The following is a 16513-nucleotide window of genomic DNA, read 5'->3' as shown; positions in this document are numbered from 1 at the left end:
CAAAGTTGCATTGACAGTAAATAAACTCAAGCAAGAATGCAAAAACGCCGACCGGGGAAGTCAGCGTTTTCATGGGCCGGCAGGTGAAGCAAACCCGCGCGGCAGATCTCACTATAGCAGCCGCACCGGCGCCGCGAAAGCGCCGGTCTGTAACAAGGCGCTACAGCCGCGCCAGGGGCGGGCCGCCCCGTTCCCCCAGCCAGGTCGTCTCGAAGCGTTTCTGCGCCGCCGCCAGCGCGCGCGTATCGCCGCGCTGTTGATAGACCTCGATCAGGCCACGCAGGGCCCAGCCATTGCTCGGGATGCGGGCGAGCGAATCGCGGAACACCTGCTCGGCGGCGTCGAGCTGTCCCGCGCGCAGCAGGGCCGCGCCCAGCGACTGGCGCACCGGGTAATACCAGTGCGGCGGCTCCATGTACGGCAACTGGTCTTGCACGGCAATGGCTTCGCGATATGCAGCGATGGCTTCCGGCAGCTTGCCGCTTGCATCGGCCAGGCGGCCGCGGGCGACGGCGCGCGCCGTCTGCACGACCTGGCGCGCCGGGATGCCCCAGTCTGCGATCGGCTTGAAGTCGGCGGTCTTTTCGATGCGGTCCAGGGCAGCGACTTCGCGCTTGCCCTCGACCAGCATGCCCTTGCGCGCGAAGCCGACGGCGCGGGCGTAATGCCACATCGCTTTCACCAGCACGAAGTCAGGTCCCGGGTCGGGCAGGGAGACCAGCACGTCGGGCGAACTGAACTGCACGTGCGAGAAATACGGCGCCGCCTTCACGGGTTGCAGGCTGGCGAACTCTTTGAGCACGTCGGCGGCAATCGCCTTGTCCAGCTTGCCGGCCGCTTCGAGCGCCGTGCGGCCGTCGCCGCCCATCAGGGCCGACACCATCACGAAATGGATGTTGTGGGGATAGTAGGCGCCGCGGTAGACCGGGTCGCTCGGCGAGCGGCTGAAGTAGTGCTCGTCGATGGCGATGGCGTCGAGGTTCGCTTGCAGGGCGTCGCGGTACATGCCCAGCCGGTAATAGATATGCGAGGGCATGTGGACGATATGGCCCGCGCCCGGAATCTGGCGCGCCAGCACCCTGGCCGCCGGCAGCGCCCTTTCCGGATGGGTGGACGCTTCCATGGCATGGATGTAATAGTGGGCCGCACCCGGGTGGGTGGGATTGCGCTCGAGTACCCGCTCCAGTGCCGCGAGCATCTCGGGGGTGCGGTTCTTCGGCTGGGCGCCACCGGCCTGCCAGTAATCCCAGGGTGACAGGTCCATCAGCGCTTCCGCAAACAGCACCTGGATGGTGTCGTGGGTCGGAAAGGCGCGCGCAGCCTCGGCCATCGCATCGGCATAGGCCCTGTCGAGCGGGGAGCGGTCTTGCGGCGGCTCTGCCAGGTAGCGCCTGGACACGGCGCGGATCAGGGCCTGTTCGTGCGGCGTGGTCTTGCCGGCCAGGGACACGGCCTTGGCCGCCGCCGCCGCGGCCGGCGCCGCCGCAGTGGGGAACATGGGTGCATTGATGTTCGGCCCCAGCACCAGCGCCTCGCCCCAGTAGCACATGGCGCAGCCGGGATCGAAAGCTTGCGCGGCGCGGAAGGCGCGCGCGGCCTCCGCATGGTTGAAAGCGAAGGTCAGGCGCATGCCCTGGTCGAAATAGGCTTGCGCTTTGGGGTTGCCGGTGGTGATCGGGACGTGCAGTGCGCCGAGGTTGTCGTACAGGGGCGGCATGGCGCTGTCGCTTGCGACCGGCTTTTGCTGACCCGGCTTGAACGGCGCCGTTTCGGCCTGGGCCAGCACCAGGCGATCGAGCAGGGGCGGACGGCCGCCGCGCGCCGGCGCGCAGTTGGCGCCGCCGGCAAACAGGGGATCGAAGGCAGGCTGAGCCGCCGTGGGTGCGTCTTGCGCCGAAGAGACCGCGGCCACCGTGGCCGCTGCTGCCAGCGCCATGGCGCCGGCTGCCGTAAAGAACTGTGCTGTTTTCATCAATCCGCTCCCACATGCCAGGGCATCCGGATTGGAGTCGATGCGGGGAAGGGGAGTTCGAGACAGCCGAAGGGTCTAGCGTCTCCTTTGGCGACCGTCTTGAGCTAAATCAGACTTTCCTGACAAATTCCGTTTTCAGGCTCATGGCGCCAAAGCCTTCGATCTTGCAGTCGATGTCGTGGTCGCTGTCGACCAGGCGGATATTCTTGACCTTGGTGCCTTGCTTGATGACGCCGCCCGAGCCCTTCGGCTTGAGGTCCTTGATGACGGTCACGGTATCGCCGTCCTGCAAGATCGTGCCCGAGGCATCGCGGTAGACGCGGGCGCTCTCCGCCGCGGCGCCGCTGGCGGCAATGGGCCATTCATGGGCGCATTCGGGACAGGCGTACTGGCCCGAGCCGTCCTCGTAGGTATAAGTGGACTGGCATTGCGGGCAAGGGGGCAGGGCGCTCATGGCGGTCGTGAATCCAGGGGGAAACGGGGATTGTCGCACCGCGCTCCCGCCCCAGCAAGCACGGGTCCGGCGGACGGCCTGTCCGGGTAGCCGAACGGGACGCGCGGCCACCCCGGTTTTTTCGCAACAGGCCCTCCAGAATTGCACATGGGACAGCGATTCTTGTGTATGGTTGATGTTGCAGACGGGTATTTACCGCAACAATGACGCTGACGAGAACACGATGAGCGACGTGCCACTTTATAAGAACAAGGTACTGTTCCTGTCTCAAAACTTTTTCATCAAGGACAACCAGTCCGAGCTGCTGCTGTGCGCACACAAGTACGATTTCGACATCCTGTTTTTTAGCGAAGTGAGCGATTTCGTCGCGGCCGTCGAGCACGACGCGTGCAACAGCCTGTACGTAATCGACCTGGATGCCCTGCACAATATGCAGGCGGACATGCACGACAGCCGCAAGACCCTGATGCTGGGCGAATTGCTGCAGCGCCTGCCGTGCGAGCACAGCTATGTCTACCTGCAAAGCGCGCGCCAGGGCAGCCGCTTCCTGCTCCAGCAGCGCCTGGTCGACAGCAATTGCCTGGCCTATGCCGAAAAACCCATCGCCAACGACGTGCTGGTCGACAAGCTGTTCAACCTCTTTGTCCAGCAAAAGCGCGGCGACCTGGTGCGCCTGATTCATCTCGGCGAACTGGCCGGGCTCGATCCGGCGGCCCTGCTGGACCAGCGCATCGAGCTGACCCAGCACCTCGACGCCCAGACCCTGCACCTGCGCGTCAAGGAGCTGCAGCCCGATATCGTCCTCATTACCGACGCCGAATACGCGCGCACCGAGTCGCTGGTGCGGGTGCTCAAGAAGAACATGGAAGCCGACCCGGTGCGCGAAATCGCCCTGCTGCAGCGCCAGCCGGACCCGGCCCTGACCCGGCGCGCGCTGGCCAGCGGCTTCGATGCGATCGTGCCGGTAGGGGACGCCGACCTGCTGGCGGCCCAGCTGATCAACCGGGCCAGCAAGATCCGCATCGGCCGCGACCTGATCGGCAAGGACCGCGCCACTGGCCTGCTCAACAAGGTCGGCCTGCAAAAGAAAGCCCAGGACCTGATCCGCCGCGCCGGGCAGGAAGACCGCTCCCTGGCCTTTGGCGTGATCGACATCGACAAGTTCAAGACCATCAACGATACCTGGGGCCATTATTTCGGCGATATCGTGATCAAGCGCCTGTCGCTGACGCTGGCCGCGCAGGTGGGAGACGCGGATTTGCTCAGCCGTTTCGGCGGCGAGGAATTCGTGGTCGTATTCTGGGATTGCACGCTCGAGCAGGGGCAGGCCAGGTTAGACGCCATGCGCCGGGCCTTCTGCGCCATTCACTTCGAGGTCGGCGCCGGCGACATCCGCCATTTTTCCTTCAGCGGCGGGGTGGCGGCCTATCCCGAGTACAAGAGCGAGAACGAGCTCTTCCTGCGCGCGGACGCGATGCTGTACCAAGCGAAAGAGGGCGGGCGTAACCGGGTCTGCGCGGAGTCCTCGGGGCAGCTGCGCAGCGCGGCACTGAGGTAGCCCCCGGGGCTTTGCGCAAAAAAAAACGCCAACCGTATCGGCTGGCGCCTGGTGTCCGGGCGATGGGTCTTATTCGGACTTCGCCTGCTGTGCGTGCAGTTGCTCGCGCAATTGCTGCGCATTCGAGTGCGTGTAGTCCTTGTTGAACTCGGACTTGACGAGCCCCTTCACTTGCGGATCCAGGTTCTGGCGCAAGACTCCCAGGAATTCGGGCGAAGCGGAAATGACCAGCTGCTGGAAGCGGCCCTCCTGCTGCGCTTTGAGCAGGTAAGCCGATACGTCCTTGGCAAACAGCTCGGTTGCGTGTTCGGCAGGCGTCTGGTTGGGCTCGTATTGCTTGTTCGGCGCGCCGGCGTTGGCCGTGTGGGACATGCCGGGCCCCGCGCCACCGGAGTGACCGATATTATGGCTGCTGTTGGACGCCGAGGTCGGGCCGAGGCGGTCGGTTTCGGTGTCCATTGTACGCAGCTGCGCGCCGGAATTGACCATGTCTTCGATTTCCTGCAGCGGACTGGAAGAATCGGACTCCGAGAAGAATCGTGCACGGCCAGCGTTGGCCGAAAGAATCCAGGTTGTTGGCATGCTACCCCCTGTCAGTATATGGATTGTTGGTATGTTCGTTCCGCGGCAAGCAGGTGCGCAACAGCCGGGAACGACGTAAGCGCTATGGACCAGCGATCGCCTGCCATCCGGCCCATGACGGGGCCAGTGCATGTCGATCAGGCTACAACTGAGTATAGCCCTGGCTCCAGAAACCCGGCGCACCAACGCCGCGCTAGCGTGCGCATGGATGGGCGGACGGTTCCTGGCAGGCGCCGGGGGCAACGATCTTTTTCGCTTCCCGTGAGTCTAATCGTGATATCAACTGCCGGGACTTCCCGGGGGAGACCTGTCATGAGCCAACCCACCCCTTCCACGCCGGCGCCGGAGCAGGCGCCTGCTCTTCCCACCCCCGACTTCGCCGCCATCAAGCAGCGCCAGCAGGCCACCTGGGCCAGCGGCGACTTCGCCATCATCGGGGTCACGCTGCAGATCGTCGGCGAGTCGCTGGCAGAGGCGGTCGACATCCGCTCCGGCGAGCGCGTCATCGACATCGCCGCGGGCAACGGCAATGCCACCCTGGCCGCGGCGCGCCGCTTCGCCCACGTGACCTCGACCGACTACGTGCCCGCGCTGCTCGAAAAAGGCCGGGCCCGCGCCGCGGCCGAAGGCCTGGCCGTCGATTTCCGCGAAGCCGACGCGGAAGCGCTGCCCTTCCACGACGGCGCCTTCGACGTCGCCCTCTCGACTTTCGGCATCATGTTCACGCCCGACCACGCGCGTTCGGCCAGCGAGATGATGCGGGTGGTGCGTCCCGGCGGGCGGATCGGTATCGCCAACTGGACCCCGGACGGCTTCATCGGCAACCTGTTCAAGACGGTCGGCAGGTTCGTGCCGCCGCCGGCCGGCCTGACCCCGCCACCGCGATGGGGCCAGGAAGACTACCTGCGCCAGCTGTTCGGCAGCAGTGCGGCCAGCATCCGCGCCGAGCGCAAGACCTTCAACATGCGCTATGGCTCGATCGCGCACTGGCTGCAGGTGTTCCGCGATTACTACGGGCCGGTGCACAAGGCCTTTGCCGCCCTCGACCCGGCCGGGCAGCAGGGCCTGGAAAGCGAGATCCGGGCGCTGCTCGAGCGCTTCAATGTCTCGGGCGACGATTCGCTGGTGGTGCCTGCCGAATACCTGGAGGCGGTGATCGTCAAGCGTCCGCCCGACGTGCTGCACTAGCGGGTAACACCGGGGCCGGGCAGGGCAGCGCCCGGCCTTGCGGGGCGGCAGTACAATCGACCCCATCCATTCGCTGAAAGGCTGCCCATGCGTTCGTCCGCCGTGATTCCCGCCCTTGCCCTCGCGCTCGCCGCATCGGGCGTGCATGCCCAGACCGAGGTCAAGATCGGCACCGCCTCGCCGTTGTCCGGTCCCGGCGCCCACCAGGGCAAGGACATCGAATACGGCGCCCGCATGGCCATCGACGAGCTCAATGCAAAGGGCGCGGCGATCGGCGGGCGCAAGCTCAAGTGGGTGCTGCAGGCCGAAGACGACGCGGCCGACCCGAAGACCGGAACGGCCGTCGCCCAGAAGCTGGTCGATGCGCGCGTTGCCGGTGTGGTCGGCCATCTCAATTCGGGCACCACCGTGCCCGCGTCGAAGATCTATGCCAGCGCCGGCATCCCGCAGATTTCGCCGGCCGCCACGACGCCGCTCTACACCCAGCAGGGCTACAAGACGGCTTTCCGGGTCGTGGCCAACGACAACCTGATCGGCCGCACGCTGGCGGCCTATTCCATCAATACGCTCAAGGCGAAGAAGATTGCCGTGATCGACGACCGCACGGCCTTCGGCCAGGGCCTGGCCGACCAGTTCGCAAAAGAAGTGCGGCGCCTGGGCACGGCCACCGTCGTCAGCCGCCAGTTCACCAACGACAAGGCCACCGACTTCAACGCCATCCTGACCCAGATCCGCGCGCACAAGCCGGACGTCGTCTTCTATGGCGGCATGGATGCCGTGGCCGGACCCATGCTCAAGCAGATGAAGACCCTCGGGCTGCAGGCCAGGTTCGTCGCCGGCGACGGCGTGTGCTCGGAAAAGCTGCCGCTGCTGGCGGGCGACGCACTCGGCGACGACAAGGTGTTCTGCGTGGTGGCGGGCGGCGTTACCGGCGCGCAGGAAGCCGGCTACACGGCCTTCACGGAACGCTACCGCGAGCGCTTCAAGCTGCCGGTGGAAACCTATGCACCGTATGCCTACGATGCGGTGATGGTGTTCGCCGCCGCGATGCAAAAGGCGCAGTCGGTCGAGCCAGCGAAGTTCCTGCCCGTGCTGGCCAGTATCAAGCACGAGGGCGTGACCGGCAGCATCGCCTTCGATCCGAAGGGCGACCTGCGCAACGCCGCGATGACGCTCTACACCTACCGCAAGGGCAAGAAAGCCAAGCTCCTGGTGGTGCGCGGCAAGTAAGGACAGCTTCGCATAGCGCCTGTATTGACGGGGCGCGTGACGCAACATGCATACAACAATGCGCTTGGCATCGCTCCTCCAGTTCGATTAGCATCGACCGGTTCCCAACAATACGGAGAGAGACATGAAGCGCAGCTTGTGCAGCAGTTTGATTGCGGGCCTGTTCGCCGCCCAGTGCGTGTCCCACGCCGGCGAGCACGATGGCCCGCATGGTGCGGCGGCCGCTGTCGCAGGCGCGGCTTCCGGTATCGAGGTCGCGGCGATGGACCGCACCGTGCGCCCGCAGGACGACTTCTTCCGCTACACCCAGGGCACATGGCTCAAGGATGTCGAGATTCCGTCGGACCGGTCGAGCTGGGGCGCTTTCAATATCGCGCAGGACCGGGTGGAGCAACAGGTCCGCACCATCATCGAGGGCGCCGCCGCGGCGAAGAAGGCGCCAGCCGGCTCGGACGCGCAGAAGATGGGCGACTTCTACACCAGCTACCTGGACGAAGCGCGCCGCAATGCACTGGGCCTGGCGCCCCTGAAGGGCGAACTCGCCCGCGTCGCCGCGCTGAAGGACAAGCGCGCGCTGGCGTCGCTGATGGCGCGCTTTGCGCGCATCGGCGCGGATGCGCCGCTCGACATGTACGTCGGCCAGGACAACCGCGACTCGACCCGCTATATCGTCGGCATCTCGCAGTCGGGCCTGGGCATGCCGGACCGCGTCTATTACCTGTCGGCGGACGACGCGCGCCTGAAGGACATTCGCGCGAAGTACCAGGAGCATATCGCGAAAATGCTGGCGCTGGCCGGCCACCAGGATGCCGAGGCCAAGGCGCAGCAGATCGTGGCCCTGGAAACCGGGATCGCCCGCGCACAGTGGACCAAGGTCGAGAACCGCGATCCGGTCAAGCGCTACAACAAGATGACCCTGGCCGAGCTCTCCAGCCTGACCCCGGGCTTCGACTGGAAGACTTACCTCGAGGGCACCGGCGCGGGCCAGGCCGGATCGGTGATCGTCAACCAGCCTTCCTACCTGGCTGCCCTGGACAAGCTGGTCGCCGCCACGCCGCTGGACGTGTGGAAGCCGTATTTCGAGTTCCGCCTGCTCAGCGCCTATGCGCCCTACCTGTCGCAGGCTTTCGTCGACGAGAGCTTTGCCTTCCGCGGCGCCGTGCTGTCGGGCGCGAAAGAGAACCGTCCGCTGGACAAGCGCGCGGTTGCGGAGGTCAACCGCAACCTGAGCGAAGTGGTCGGCAAGGCCTATGTGGCCCAGCACTTCCCGGCCGAGCGCAAGCAGCAGGTCCAGGACATGGCGAAGCACTTCATCACCGCCTTCGGCGAAGGCATCGAACTGCTGGACTGGATGTCGCCGGAAACGAAGAAGCAGGCGCAGGTCAAGCTCTCCAAGATCAAGGTCAAGATCGGCTACCCGGACAAGTGGCGCGACTACGGCAAGCTCAAGGTCGTGCGCGGCGACCTGGTGGGGAACGTGATGCGCGCGCGCGAATTCGCCCACGAGTACAACGTGGGACGCCTGGGCAAGCCGGTCGACCGTAGCGCCTGGAGCATGTCGCCGCAGACCGTGAACGCCTATTACAGCCCGACCCTGAACGAAGTCGTGTTCCCGGCCGCGCGCCTGCAGTATCCGCTGTACGACGCCGACGCCGAACCGGCGGTCAACTACGGCTCGGTGGGCATCTCGATCGGCCACGAGATCAGCCACGCGTTCGACGACAAGGGCTCGCAGTTCGACGGCGACGGCAACCTGCGCAACTGGTGGACCAAGGACGACGCGGAGAAATTCGCCGCGCGGGGCAAGGTGCTGGTGGCGCAATACGGCGGCTACAGCCCGCTGCCGGGCTACACGGTGAACGGCGACCTCACGCTGGGCGAGAACATCGCCGACAACGCCGGCGCCATCATGGCCAGCCGCGCCTACAAGATCTATCTGAAGGGCAGGCCCGGCCCGGTGATCGATGGCTTTACCGCCGAGCAGCGCCTGTTCATGGGCCTGTCGCAAGCCCGCAAGGGCAAGGCGCGCGATGCGGCCCTGGTCGCCCAGGTCAAGTCGGATCCGCACTCGCCGGCGGAATTCCGCGTCAACGGCAGCCTGCGCAACCACCCGGGCTTCTACGAGGCCTTCGAGGTCAAGCCGGGCGACAAGATGTACCTGGCGCCGCAGGAGCGTGTGATCTTCTGGTAAGCGGCGCCAGCCAGGGACAACGGGTCCACAGCGATGTGGGCCCGTTGTTTTATCGTCGATACCGGCATATCGATGCTTGCTGCATTGGCAATCAAATTGTTGCCGTTGGTATACTAATGGTTTCCTATTTACGCTGAGACCGTACCATGGCGATCGCCTCGCTCACCCATATCCTCACCGCGCCTTTCTATTCCAAGCGGCCTTTCCTGTCCGACGATGGCCGTTATCTCGTCGTGAATGTCGAAGGCAATACCGAGTTTTTGGGAGGCAAGCAATACACCACCGGCCTGGTCATCCTCGATCTCGTCGATGGCAGCGTGGTGCCGATGACGCCGCCGCCGCTCCAGGCGGAAGGCAAGCCCTATCCCGAGTTCGTGGGGATGAACCAGGACGCCAGCCAGGTCTTTTTCTCGTCGATCACGACGCCTTCCAGCGGTGCGCGCACCGTATACATGACGGATGGTATTACCGGCGTCACCGTGGCGGCCGCTTCGTTCCCGAGCGCTTTCGGCCCGATGTCCGGCAACGGCCGTTACATGCTGGCGCAGGCCCAGGCGGAGCCCGGGCAGATCTTCGGCGGCCTCCAGTGGCACGACCGCCAGACCGGCGCGATGCGCCCGGTCGAATCGGTTGCCAACACCTTGCGCGATGGTCCGCCGCGCGCCATCGGCGTGTCCGATGACGGCCGCACGGTCATGTTCCATACCTATTCGTCGAACGTCGTGGCAGGCGACACGAACCAGTCCCACGATTATTTTGTCCAGGACATGCTCACAGGCAGGGCAGCGGCAGTCCAGTCGAGCACCGATGGCACCATCGGCAATGGCTATATCTTCAATGCCGTCATGTCCGCCAACGGCCGCTACGTGGCCTTCGATTCGAATTCGACCAACCTGGTCGCCGACGGCGCCGTCGTCAAGCAAGCCGCCTACGTCAAGGACTTGCGGACCGGCGCACTGGTGCGGATCTCCGAGGATGCGGCAGGCAATCCGCTGGAGTTCGGCGCCAGCGTCTCGAGCATCTCGGCCGATGGCCGCTACGTGACGCTGGTGACGCATACCGGCCTGGGGCTTCCCGGCGCGCTGGAATACGGGCCGAACATTATCGTCAAGGACCTGCAGACCGGCGGCGTCGGCCTGGTCAACCGCAGCCCGGCGGTCGTCACCAGCACGGTCGAGGCCTCCCAGATCTCGGCCAACGGCGAGATGGTGACCTACATGGGCGTCAAGATGGAAGACGCGCCGTCGCTGCACCCCGTGTTTCACGTCTTCGTTGCGCCGCGGCCGGCCTTCACGACGGCGGAAGTCAGCTCGCGCTTTTCCGGCAGTACCGGCGCGGATACCTTCGCAGGGGCACTGGGCAGCGACATTTACGACGTCAACCATTACGGCGACATCGTCATCGAGCATCCAGGGCAGGGCGGCGACCTGGTCGTCGCATCGGTCAACAATTACGTTTTGCCGGAAAACGTGGAATTCCTGCACCTGGCCGGGGCGGCGCTCAACGCCAACGGCAACGCCCTGGACAACCTGCTGCGCGGCACCGCAGCCGACAACGTCCTGCGCGGCGGCGCCGGCAACGACGTCCTCGAAGGCTACGGCGGATCCGACACGCTGCACGGCGACGCCGGCTTCGACATCGCGAGTTTCACCGGCTCGATCAAGGACTACACCTTCACCAGGACCAGCTGGCGCCACGAAGTGGCGAAAACCGGTGGCGGCCCGGTCAGCTACCTGCAGGGCATCGAGCACCTGAAGTTTGCCGATGCCGAGGTCACCTTCGAGACGACCGGCACGGCCGCCATGGCCTACCGGCTCTACCAGGCGGCCTTCGACCGCAAGCCCGACCTGGAAGGGCTGGGATACTGGATTTCGCGCCTGGCCTCGGGCATGTCGATCGACGCAGTGGCGCAGAACTTCGTGGATTCGCTCGAATTCAAGACGGTGTTCGGCGTGAACCCGAGCAATACCAAGCTGGTGGACGGCATGTACCGCCACGTACTGCACCGCACGCCCGATACCGCGGGCGTCGACTTCTGGGTGAGCGTGATGGACCGCGGCGCCATGACGCAGGCCGAGCTGCTCAAGAGCTTCAGCGAATCGGCGGAGAACCAGGATGCGCTGATCGGCATCATCGGCCATGGGATCGCCTACACGCCCTACGGCGGCTGAGCGATAAAGCAAACCGGGCGGATGCATGCATCCGCCCGGCCTGGGCCTACCAATGACTTGGGTGCCGCTCGTTACGGCATGATCACCGAGTCGATCACGTGGATCACGCCATTGTCGGCTTCCACGTCGGTCTTGACGACCTTGGCCTTGTCGACCATGACGTTCTTGCCCTTCATGCTCACCGTCAAGGTGCTGCCCTCGACGGTAGCGACGTCGCCCGGCTTGACGCTGGCAGCCATCACCTTGCCCGGCACCACGTGGTAGGTCAGGACCTTGGTCAGGGCAGCCTTGTCCTTCAGCAGCGCATCGAGCTTGGCTTTCGGGATCTTGGCAAAGGCGGCATCGGTCGGCGCGAACACGGTGAACGGGCCTGGGCCCTTGAGGGTGTCGACCAGGCCGGCTGCCTGGACGGCTGCGATCAGGGTGTTGAAGCTGCCTGCCGACTTGGCGGTGTCGACGATGTCGGCAGCCTGTGCGGCGGAAAGGGAGAATGCCATGACGGCGCCGAGTACCAGTTTCTTCATCTTGAGCTCCTTGGGGGTGGGTTTGTACCGCTGTTGCATTAGAATTTATGCCTAAATTCTTAAAATGTCGAGTCATGAACCGTATTGTGCGAACTATAAGCGGTTCAATTGAGCGTCATTGAGGCGATGTGAACCGCTTTTCGGCACATGCGGGAAGCCGGGCGCATGCTACCCTTGTTGCTCATCCATTCCTGTCCGCAGCCATGAAACCCGTACTCGTTCCCCTCTTCGCCGCGCTCGTGCTGGGCGCTTGCGCCACGGCGCCCCTTGACCCACGCGACGCCTTCATGGCGACCCTGCAGGGCATGTGCGGCCAGCGCTTCGAAGGCGCCCTGGCCTATGCGATCGACCCGAACAGCGAATTCCGCGGCAAGCAAATCTCGACCGAAGTGGTCTGCACCGCGGGCAGCGTGCGCATGCCGGTGCGGGTTGGCGAAGACCGCTCGCGCACCTGGATCTTTACCCGCTCGCTAGCGGGGCTGGAACTGCGCCACGACCATCGCCATCCGGACGGCACGCCCGATGCCGTGACCATGTATGGGGGCATGGCGAAGGAGGGCGGTACGGCGCGTTCGCAATCCTTCCTGGCCGATGCCGCCACCGCGAAGATGGTGCCGGGGGCGGAAACCAATGTCTGGACCGTCAGCCTGAGCGAGGATGGCAAGGAGTTGCGCTACCGGCTGGAGCGGCATGCCAGGCCGCGGGCGGAATTTGTCATGACGCGGGTCGCGCCGCCGGCCTGAACCGGGGTAGTGTCGCGCGCGTTGCGCGATCCCCGGTTAGAATTTGTCCTGGCCGTCCGGCGCCATTTGCAGGAGTACACAAATCCTAGGTCTTCTACTCAGAGCGGCGATCCGTACGCCCAAGCTCACCCTCGCTGTTACCCTGTTCGTACTGGTCGTCCTGGCCAGCACGATGACCTATACCGGTTTCCTGGTGGTCGGGGTGCTGGCCGAGTATCTCGGCACGGGCCGCGTTACCGCCGGGCTGCTGCTCGGCATCCTCTTTGCGAGGTTTCCCTGGATTCGCAAAGGCAAGCCGCGCATCGTCGGCCTACTGCCGAAACCTGCCCGCCGGCCGCTCATCCTGGGCATATTGGCACTGTGCTTCGTGACTTTCCTGTCGCGAGGCGACTACCCGCCTGCCGGGTTCACGGGGTTTGCGATGGCTTTTCTTCTCGGCTATCCCTGGTTGAGAAGGGCCGTCTTCGATCGCATCGTCTCGTCCGTCTCCGCCTTCACCGGCCGAAAACCGTCCACGCGCGTCGATGACAGGGTGATCGAGGGTGAATTTCGAGAGAAGAAAGACTAAAGGGGCGGTCGCCCCGGGTTTGCCGGCCAGGGCTTGATCGCGATGCTTCCGAGCTTCGGAAACAAAAACGCCAACCTGCATGGGTTGGCGTTGTGCTTTGCTGCTGAATTCTTGGTGGCCCGGGGCGGAATCGAACCACCGACACAAGGATTTTCAATCCTCTGCTCTACCAACTGAGCTACCAGGCCAAGAGAGGCATGATTATAGCCAGCGTTTTTCATCTGCGCAAGCCCCCGAGATCACGGAACAATTGCCGCACGCGCCAAAGCGCCCCGGCGCGCTGTTGACATCTCGCTATAATGTGTTTCATGACTACCACCACCGCCCAGCACCGCAGCGACGTCTGCATCGTCGGCAATGGCGCCATCGCCAAGACTGCCGCCCTTGGTTTCGCCCAGTCGGGGTACAGCGTCACACTGCTGGTGCCGCCGTCGCGCCCGGCGCCGGACAAACCGGCCGTCTCGACCGCCGACAAACCCTGGGATGCGCGGGTCTATGCCCTGAACCACACGGCGCACGACCTGCTGGCCTCGCTCAAGGTCTGGGGTGCGCTGGACCTGGCGCGGGTGCAGGCGGTCGATGCGATGGCCATCCACGGCGACGGCAAGGAGGGCGGCAACCTCGGCTTCGACGCCTTCGGCGCCCATGTCGGCACCCTGGCCTGGATCGTCGAGGACAGCAACCTGAACGGGGCGCTCGACGCCGCGCTCAAGTTCGCCGCCAACGTGCAGCTGGTCACGGGCTGCGCCATCAAGCTCGGCTGCAGCGAACTGGGTGCGGGCGTGCAGCTGGAAGACGGCACGCGCATCGACTGCGAACTGGTGGTCGGCGCGGACGGGCGCGAATCCTGGGTGCGCGGGCAGTGCGACATCGGGGTCGACTACCGCATGTACCACCAGCGCGCCATCGTCACCAATTTTGCCTGCGACAAGCCGCATCACGGCGTGGCCTACCAGTGGTTCACCTGCGCCGACGGCGTGATCGCGCTGCTGCCGCTGCCGGGCAACCGGGTGTCGCTGGTATGGTCGGCCCCGGAAACCCTGGCCGATACCCTGATGGACGAGTCGCTGGGCGAAATGGCGATCCGGCTGGGCGAATACGCCGACGACAAGCTCGGTGCGCTGCGTCCCTTATTGCCGGAAGACGTCAAGGCCGTGCCGCTGGCGCTGGTGCGCCCGCATTCGATCGTCGCGCCGCGGGTGGCGCTGGTGGGCGATGCCGCCCACGCGGTGCATCCGCTGGCCGGCCACGGCATGAACCTGGGCTTCGGCGACATCGTCGACCTGCTGGCCGTGCTGCGCGAGCGCGAAGACCGCCGCGGCATTGCCGACGAACGCGTGCTGGCGCGCTATGCCCGCAAGCGCAAGGAAGACGTGCTCTTGATGCAATGGGCAACCGACGGACTGGAGCGCCTGTTCGGCGCCAACCTCGAACCAGTGCGCGTAGTGCGCAATTTCGGATTAAACTTGCTCGATAAATTGCCAGGTGTAAAGCGCCGCCTGATGGCGCACGCGATGGGCAAGTAACTATTGAAGGAAATACCATGTTGAAAACGAAGGTCGCCGTCCTGCTGGCGACGGGCCTGCTGGCATCCTGCGTCGAGGCGCAGAACACGACCGAGGCCGGCATCCGCAAGGCGCTCGAGCCGCGCCTGGGCGGCGCCAAGATCGAATCGATCCGTGAAACGCCTTACGGCGGCCTGTTTGAAGTGCGCGTGGCCGGCGACATCCTGTACACCGACAAGAAGGGCGACTACCTGTTCATCGGCCGCGTCTACGACACCAAGACCTCGACCGACCTGACCACCGCCCGGATCGAGGAGATCAACAAGATCAAGTTCTCCGACCTGCCGCTGGAAATGGCCCTCAAGCAGGTCAAGGGCAACGGCAAGCGCACCATCGCCGTGTTCGAAGACCCGAACTGCGGCTACTGCAAGCGCTTGCGCCAGACCACGCTCAAGGACATCGACAACGTCACGATCTACACCTTCATGTACAACATCCTGTCCGAGGATTCGTTCACGAAGTCGAAGAACATCTGGTGCGCACCGGACCGCGTCAAGGCCTGGGACGACTGGATGATCAACGGCAAGGTGCCGCCGACGGCGCCTGCCGCCTGCGATTCGCCCAACGAAAAGGTTGCCGCGCTCGGCCAGAAGCTCAAGATCCAGGGCACGCCCGCCATCTTCTTCACCGACGGCAGCCGCATCCCGGGCGCGATCGACCTGAAGTCGCTGGAAGCCAAGCTGCAGTCCCTCGGCAAATAATCGGGAAGCGCCCGCGTGGTCACCTTGCACATCAACGGGCGCGACCGGCAGGTCGACGCCGATCCCGCCACGCCCATCCTGTGGGCGCTGCGCGACAACCTCGACATGACCGGCACCAAGTTCGGCTGCGGCGCCGCACTGTGCGGCGCGTGCACCGTGCACCTGGACGGCAATCCGGTGCGCGCCTGCATCACGCCGATCGCCAGCGCGCAGGGCCGCCAGATCACGACCATCGAAGCGATGGAAGCCGACCCGGTCGGCAAGGCGGTGCAGGACGCCTGGGTCAGGCACGACGTGCCGCAGTGCGGCTACTGCCAGAGCGGGCAGGTGATGAGCGCCGTGGTCCTGCTGCGCACCAACAAGCGCCCGAGCGACGCCGACATCGACAGCGCGATGAGCGGCAACATCTGCCGTTGCGGCACCTACCAACGCATCCGCGCCGCCATCAAGGATGCCGCCGCCACCCTCGCCTGACATGGTCCTTGCCGGCATCCTGCTTGCCGCCGGACGCGGACGCCGTTTCGATCCTTCCGGAGCACGCAACAAGCTGCTGCAGCGCTTGCCCGGCGGCGACCTGGTGGTCGTCGCCAGCGCGCGCCGGCTGCTGTCCTGCCTTCCGCGCGTGGTGGCGGTCGTGCCGCCGGACGATGGCGGCGTGGCCGACGCCTTGAGTGCGCTCGGCTGCGACGTCACCGTGTGCGCGCAGGCCGATAGCGGGATGGGGGCCTCGCTGGTGCATGCGATCCGCCATGCGCTGCCCGCCGACGGCTGGCTGGTGGCGTTGGGCGACATGCCCTTCGTGCAGGAGGCCACGCTGGCCGCACTGCGCGCGGCGCTGGAAGAGGGCGCCGGCATTGCCGTGCCGGTCAGCGGCGGCCAGCGCGGCAATCCGGTGGCCTTCGGCGCCCCCCACCGCGATGCGCTGCTGCAGTTGGGCGGCGACCAGGGCGCGCGCCGCCTGCTGCGCGAGCATCCGGTCACCGAGATCGCGGTCGACGACCCCGGCATCCTGCGCGATATCGATACCGCGTCCGACCTCCCGGCATGACATATGCATGCCATTGTT

Annotated in this window: 15 protein-coding genes and 1 tRNA gene; 11 read left to right on the top strand and 5 right to left on the bottom strand. The window is 65.3% G+C overall.

What is annotated here, in order from left to right; all coding sequences use genetic code 11:
• Positions 1–160 precede the first annotated feature (160 nt).
• Positions 161–1972 carry a tetratricopeptide repeat protein gene (locus tag AC3XQU_RS11070; RefSeq protein WP_489874219.1) on the bottom strand — a complete coding sequence of 604 codons (1812 nt, stop codon included), beginning with the start codon at positions 1970–1972 and terminating at the stop codon, positions 161–163.
• A 109-nt stretch (positions 1973–2081) separates the two neighbouring features.
• Complete coding sequence (locus AC3XQU_RS11065; RefSeq protein ID WP_489874218.1) at positions 2082–2426, bottom strand: zinc ribbon domain-containing protein YjdM; 345 nt, start codon at positions 2424–2426, stop codon at positions 2082–2084.
• A gap of 223 nt (positions 2427–2649) precedes the next feature.
• Here AC3XQU_RS11065 and AC3XQU_RS11060 point away from each other — a divergent pair, with 223 nt between their 5' ends.
• Positions 2650–3984: a GGDEF domain-containing protein gene (locus tag AC3XQU_RS11060; RefSeq protein ID WP_489874217.1), complete on the top strand. Its 1335-nt coding sequence runs from the start codon at positions 2650–2652 to the stop codon at positions 3982–3984.
• Positions 3985–4053: 69 nt separating this feature from the next.
• On the opposite strand, the gene AC3XQU_RS11055 is transcribed toward AC3XQU_RS11060, so the two are convergent.
• The gene (locus AC3XQU_RS11055) at positions 4054–4566 is read right to left on the bottom strand and encodes a host attachment protein (protein WP_489874216.1); all 513 of its coding nucleotides are present in this window, start codon (positions 4564–4566) and stop codon (positions 4054–4056) included.
• A gap of 312 nt (positions 4567–4878) precedes the next feature.
• Here AC3XQU_RS11055 and AC3XQU_RS11050 point away from each other — a divergent pair, with 312 nt between their 5' ends.
• The 4 genes from AC3XQU_RS11050 to AC3XQU_RS11035 all read left to right on the top strand — a co-directional run bounded on the left by AC3XQU_RS11050 (position 4879) and on the right by AC3XQU_RS11035 (position 11346).
• Complete coding sequence (locus tag AC3XQU_RS11050) at positions 4879–5754, top strand: class I SAM-dependent methyltransferase (RefSeq protein ID WP_489874215.1); 876 nt, start codon at positions 4879–4881, stop codon at positions 5752–5754.
• Positions 5755–5841: 87 nt separating this feature from the next.
• A complete protein-coding gene (locus tag AC3XQU_RS11045; RefSeq protein ID WP_489874214.1) occupies positions 5842–6984 on the top strand; it encodes a branched-chain amino acid ABC transporter substrate-binding protein in 1143 nt (380 codons plus the stop codon).
• Positions 6985–7108: 124 nt separating this feature from the next.
• The gene (locus AC3XQU_RS11040) at positions 7109–9175 is read left to right on the top strand and encodes a M13 family metallopeptidase (RefSeq protein ID WP_489874213.1); all 2067 of its coding nucleotides are present in this window, start codon (positions 7109–7111) and stop codon (positions 9173–9175) included.
• Between the two features lie 146 nt (positions 9176–9321).
• Entirely contained in the window at positions 9322–11346 is a 2025-nt protein-coding gene (locus AC3XQU_RS11035) for a DUF4214 domain-containing protein (RefSeq protein ID WP_489874212.1), read from the top strand.
• Between the two features lie 71 nt (positions 11347–11417).
• On the opposite strand, the gene AC3XQU_RS11030 is transcribed toward AC3XQU_RS11035, so the two are convergent.
• A complete protein-coding gene (locus AC3XQU_RS11030) occupies positions 11418–11870 on the bottom strand; it encodes a fasciclin domain-containing protein (protein ID WP_489874211.1) in 453 nt (150 codons plus the stop codon).
• A gap of 203 nt (positions 11871–12073) precedes the next feature.
• On the opposite strand from AC3XQU_RS11030, the gene AC3XQU_RS11025 reads away from it, so the two are divergent.
• Entirely contained in the window at positions 12074–12613 is a 540-nt protein-coding gene (locus AC3XQU_RS11025) for a hypothetical protein (RefSeq protein ID WP_489874210.1), read from the top strand.
• A gap of 172 nt (positions 12614–12785) precedes the next feature.
• Positions 12786–13181 (top strand): hypothetical protein, encoded by a 396-nt coding sequence (locus tag AC3XQU_RS11020; protein WP_489874209.1) that lies wholly within the window; start codon positions 12786–12788, stop codon positions 13179–13181.
• A 112-nt stretch (positions 13182–13293) separates the two neighbouring features.
• Here AC3XQU_RS11020 and AC3XQU_RS11015 read toward each other — a convergent pair.
• Positions 13294–13369: transfer RNA gene (locus AC3XQU_RS11015), tRNA-Phe, on the bottom strand.
• Positions 13370–13489: 120 nt separating this feature from the next.
• Here AC3XQU_RS11015 and AC3XQU_RS11010 point away from each other — a divergent pair.
• Genes AC3XQU_RS11010 through AC3XQU_RS10995 form a run of 4 tightly spaced genes read left to right on the top strand, consistent with a single transcriptional unit; the run spans position 13490 to position 16495 of the window.
• Entirely contained in the window at positions 13490–14707 is a 1218-nt protein-coding gene (locus AC3XQU_RS11010; RefSeq protein ID WP_489874208.1) for an FAD-dependent monooxygenase, read from the top strand.
• Between the two features lie 17 nt (positions 14708–14724).
• Positions 14725–15447, top strand: a complete 723-nt coding sequence (locus AC3XQU_RS11005) for a DsbC family protein (protein ID WP_489874207.1) — start codon at positions 14725–14727, stop codon at positions 15445–15447.
• 15 nt (positions 15448–15462) lie between these two features.
• Positions 15463–15921 carry a (2Fe-2S)-binding protein gene (locus AC3XQU_RS11000; RefSeq protein ID WP_489874206.1) on the top strand — a complete coding sequence of 153 codons (459 nt, stop codon included), beginning with the start codon at positions 15463–15465 and terminating at the stop codon, positions 15919–15921.
• Positions 15899–16495 carry a nucleotidyltransferase family protein gene (locus tag AC3XQU_RS10995; RefSeq protein WP_489874205.1) on the top strand — a complete coding sequence of 199 codons (597 nt, stop codon included), beginning with the start codon at positions 15899–15901 and terminating at the stop codon, positions 16493–16495. Before AC3XQU_RS11000 ends, AC3XQU_RS10995 begins: the two co-directional genes overlap by 23 nt.
• Positions 16496–16513 lie beyond the last annotated feature (18 nt).

It is taken from the genome of Telluria sp. AZSoR62 (assembly GCF_058111565.1).
Note: the sequence above shows the minus strand (reverse complement) of the source record. Positions and strands in the feature narration are given on the sequence as shown.

What these genes read in the sequence shown, in the direction of transcription:
- AC3XQU_RS11005 (WP_489874207.1), top strand. Translation starts at nt 14,725, where the DNA reads ATGTTGAAAACGAAGGTCGCCGTCCTGCTGGCGACGGGCCTGCTGGCA.
- AC3XQU_RS11040 (WP_489874213.1), top strand. Translation starts at nt 7,109, where the DNA reads ATGAAGCGCAGCTTGTGCAGCAGTTTGATTGCGGGCCTGTTCGCCGCC.
- AC3XQU_RS11070 (WP_489874219.1), bottom strand. Translation starts at nt 1,972, where the DNA reads ATGAAAACAGCACAGTTCTTTACGGCAGCCGGCGCCATGGCGCTGGCA.
- AC3XQU_RS10995 (WP_489874205.1), top strand. Translation starts at nt 15,899, where the DNA reads ATGCCGCCGCCACCCTCGCCTGACATGGTCCTTGCCGGCATCCTGCTT.
- AC3XQU_RS11060 (WP_489874217.1), top strand. Translation starts at nt 2,650, where the DNA reads ATGAGCGACGTGCCACTTTATAAGAACAAGGTACTGTTCCTGTCTCAA.
- AC3XQU_RS11065 (WP_489874218.1), bottom strand. Translation starts at nt 2,426, where the DNA reads ATGAGCGCCCTGCCCCCTTGCCCGCAATGCCAGTCCACTTATACCTAC.
- AC3XQU_RS11055 (WP_489874216.1), bottom strand. Translation starts at nt 4,566, where the DNA reads ATGCCAACAACCTGGATTCTTTCGGCCAACGCTGGCCGTGCACGATTC.
- AC3XQU_RS11035 (WP_489874212.1), top strand. Translation starts at nt 9,322, where the DNA reads ATGGCGATCGCCTCGCTCACCCATATCCTCACCGCGCCTTTCTATTCC.
- AC3XQU_RS11045 (WP_489874214.1), top strand. Translation starts at nt 5,842, where the DNA reads ATGCGTTCGTCCGCCGTGATTCCCGCCCTTGCCCTCGCGCTCGCCGCA.
- AC3XQU_RS11025 (WP_489874210.1), top strand. Translation starts at nt 12,074, where the DNA reads ATGAAACCCGTACTCGTTCCCCTCTTCGCCGCGCTCGTGCTGGGCGCT.
- AC3XQU_RS11030 (WP_489874211.1), bottom strand. Translation starts at nt 11,870, where the DNA reads ATGAAGAAACTGGTACTCGGCGCCGTCATGGCATTCTCCCTTTCCGCC.
- AC3XQU_RS11020 (WP_489874209.1), top strand. Translation starts at nt 12,786, where the DNA reads ATGACCTATACCGGTTTCCTGGTGGTCGGGGTGCTGGCCGAGTATCTC.
- AC3XQU_RS11050 (WP_489874215.1), top strand. Translation starts at nt 4,879, where the DNA reads ATGAGCCAACCCACCCCTTCCACGCCGGCGCCGGAGCAGGCGCCTGCT.
- AC3XQU_RS11010 (WP_489874208.1), top strand. Translation starts at nt 13,490, where the DNA reads ATGACTACCACCACCGCCCAGCACCGCAGCGACGTCTGCATCGTCGGC.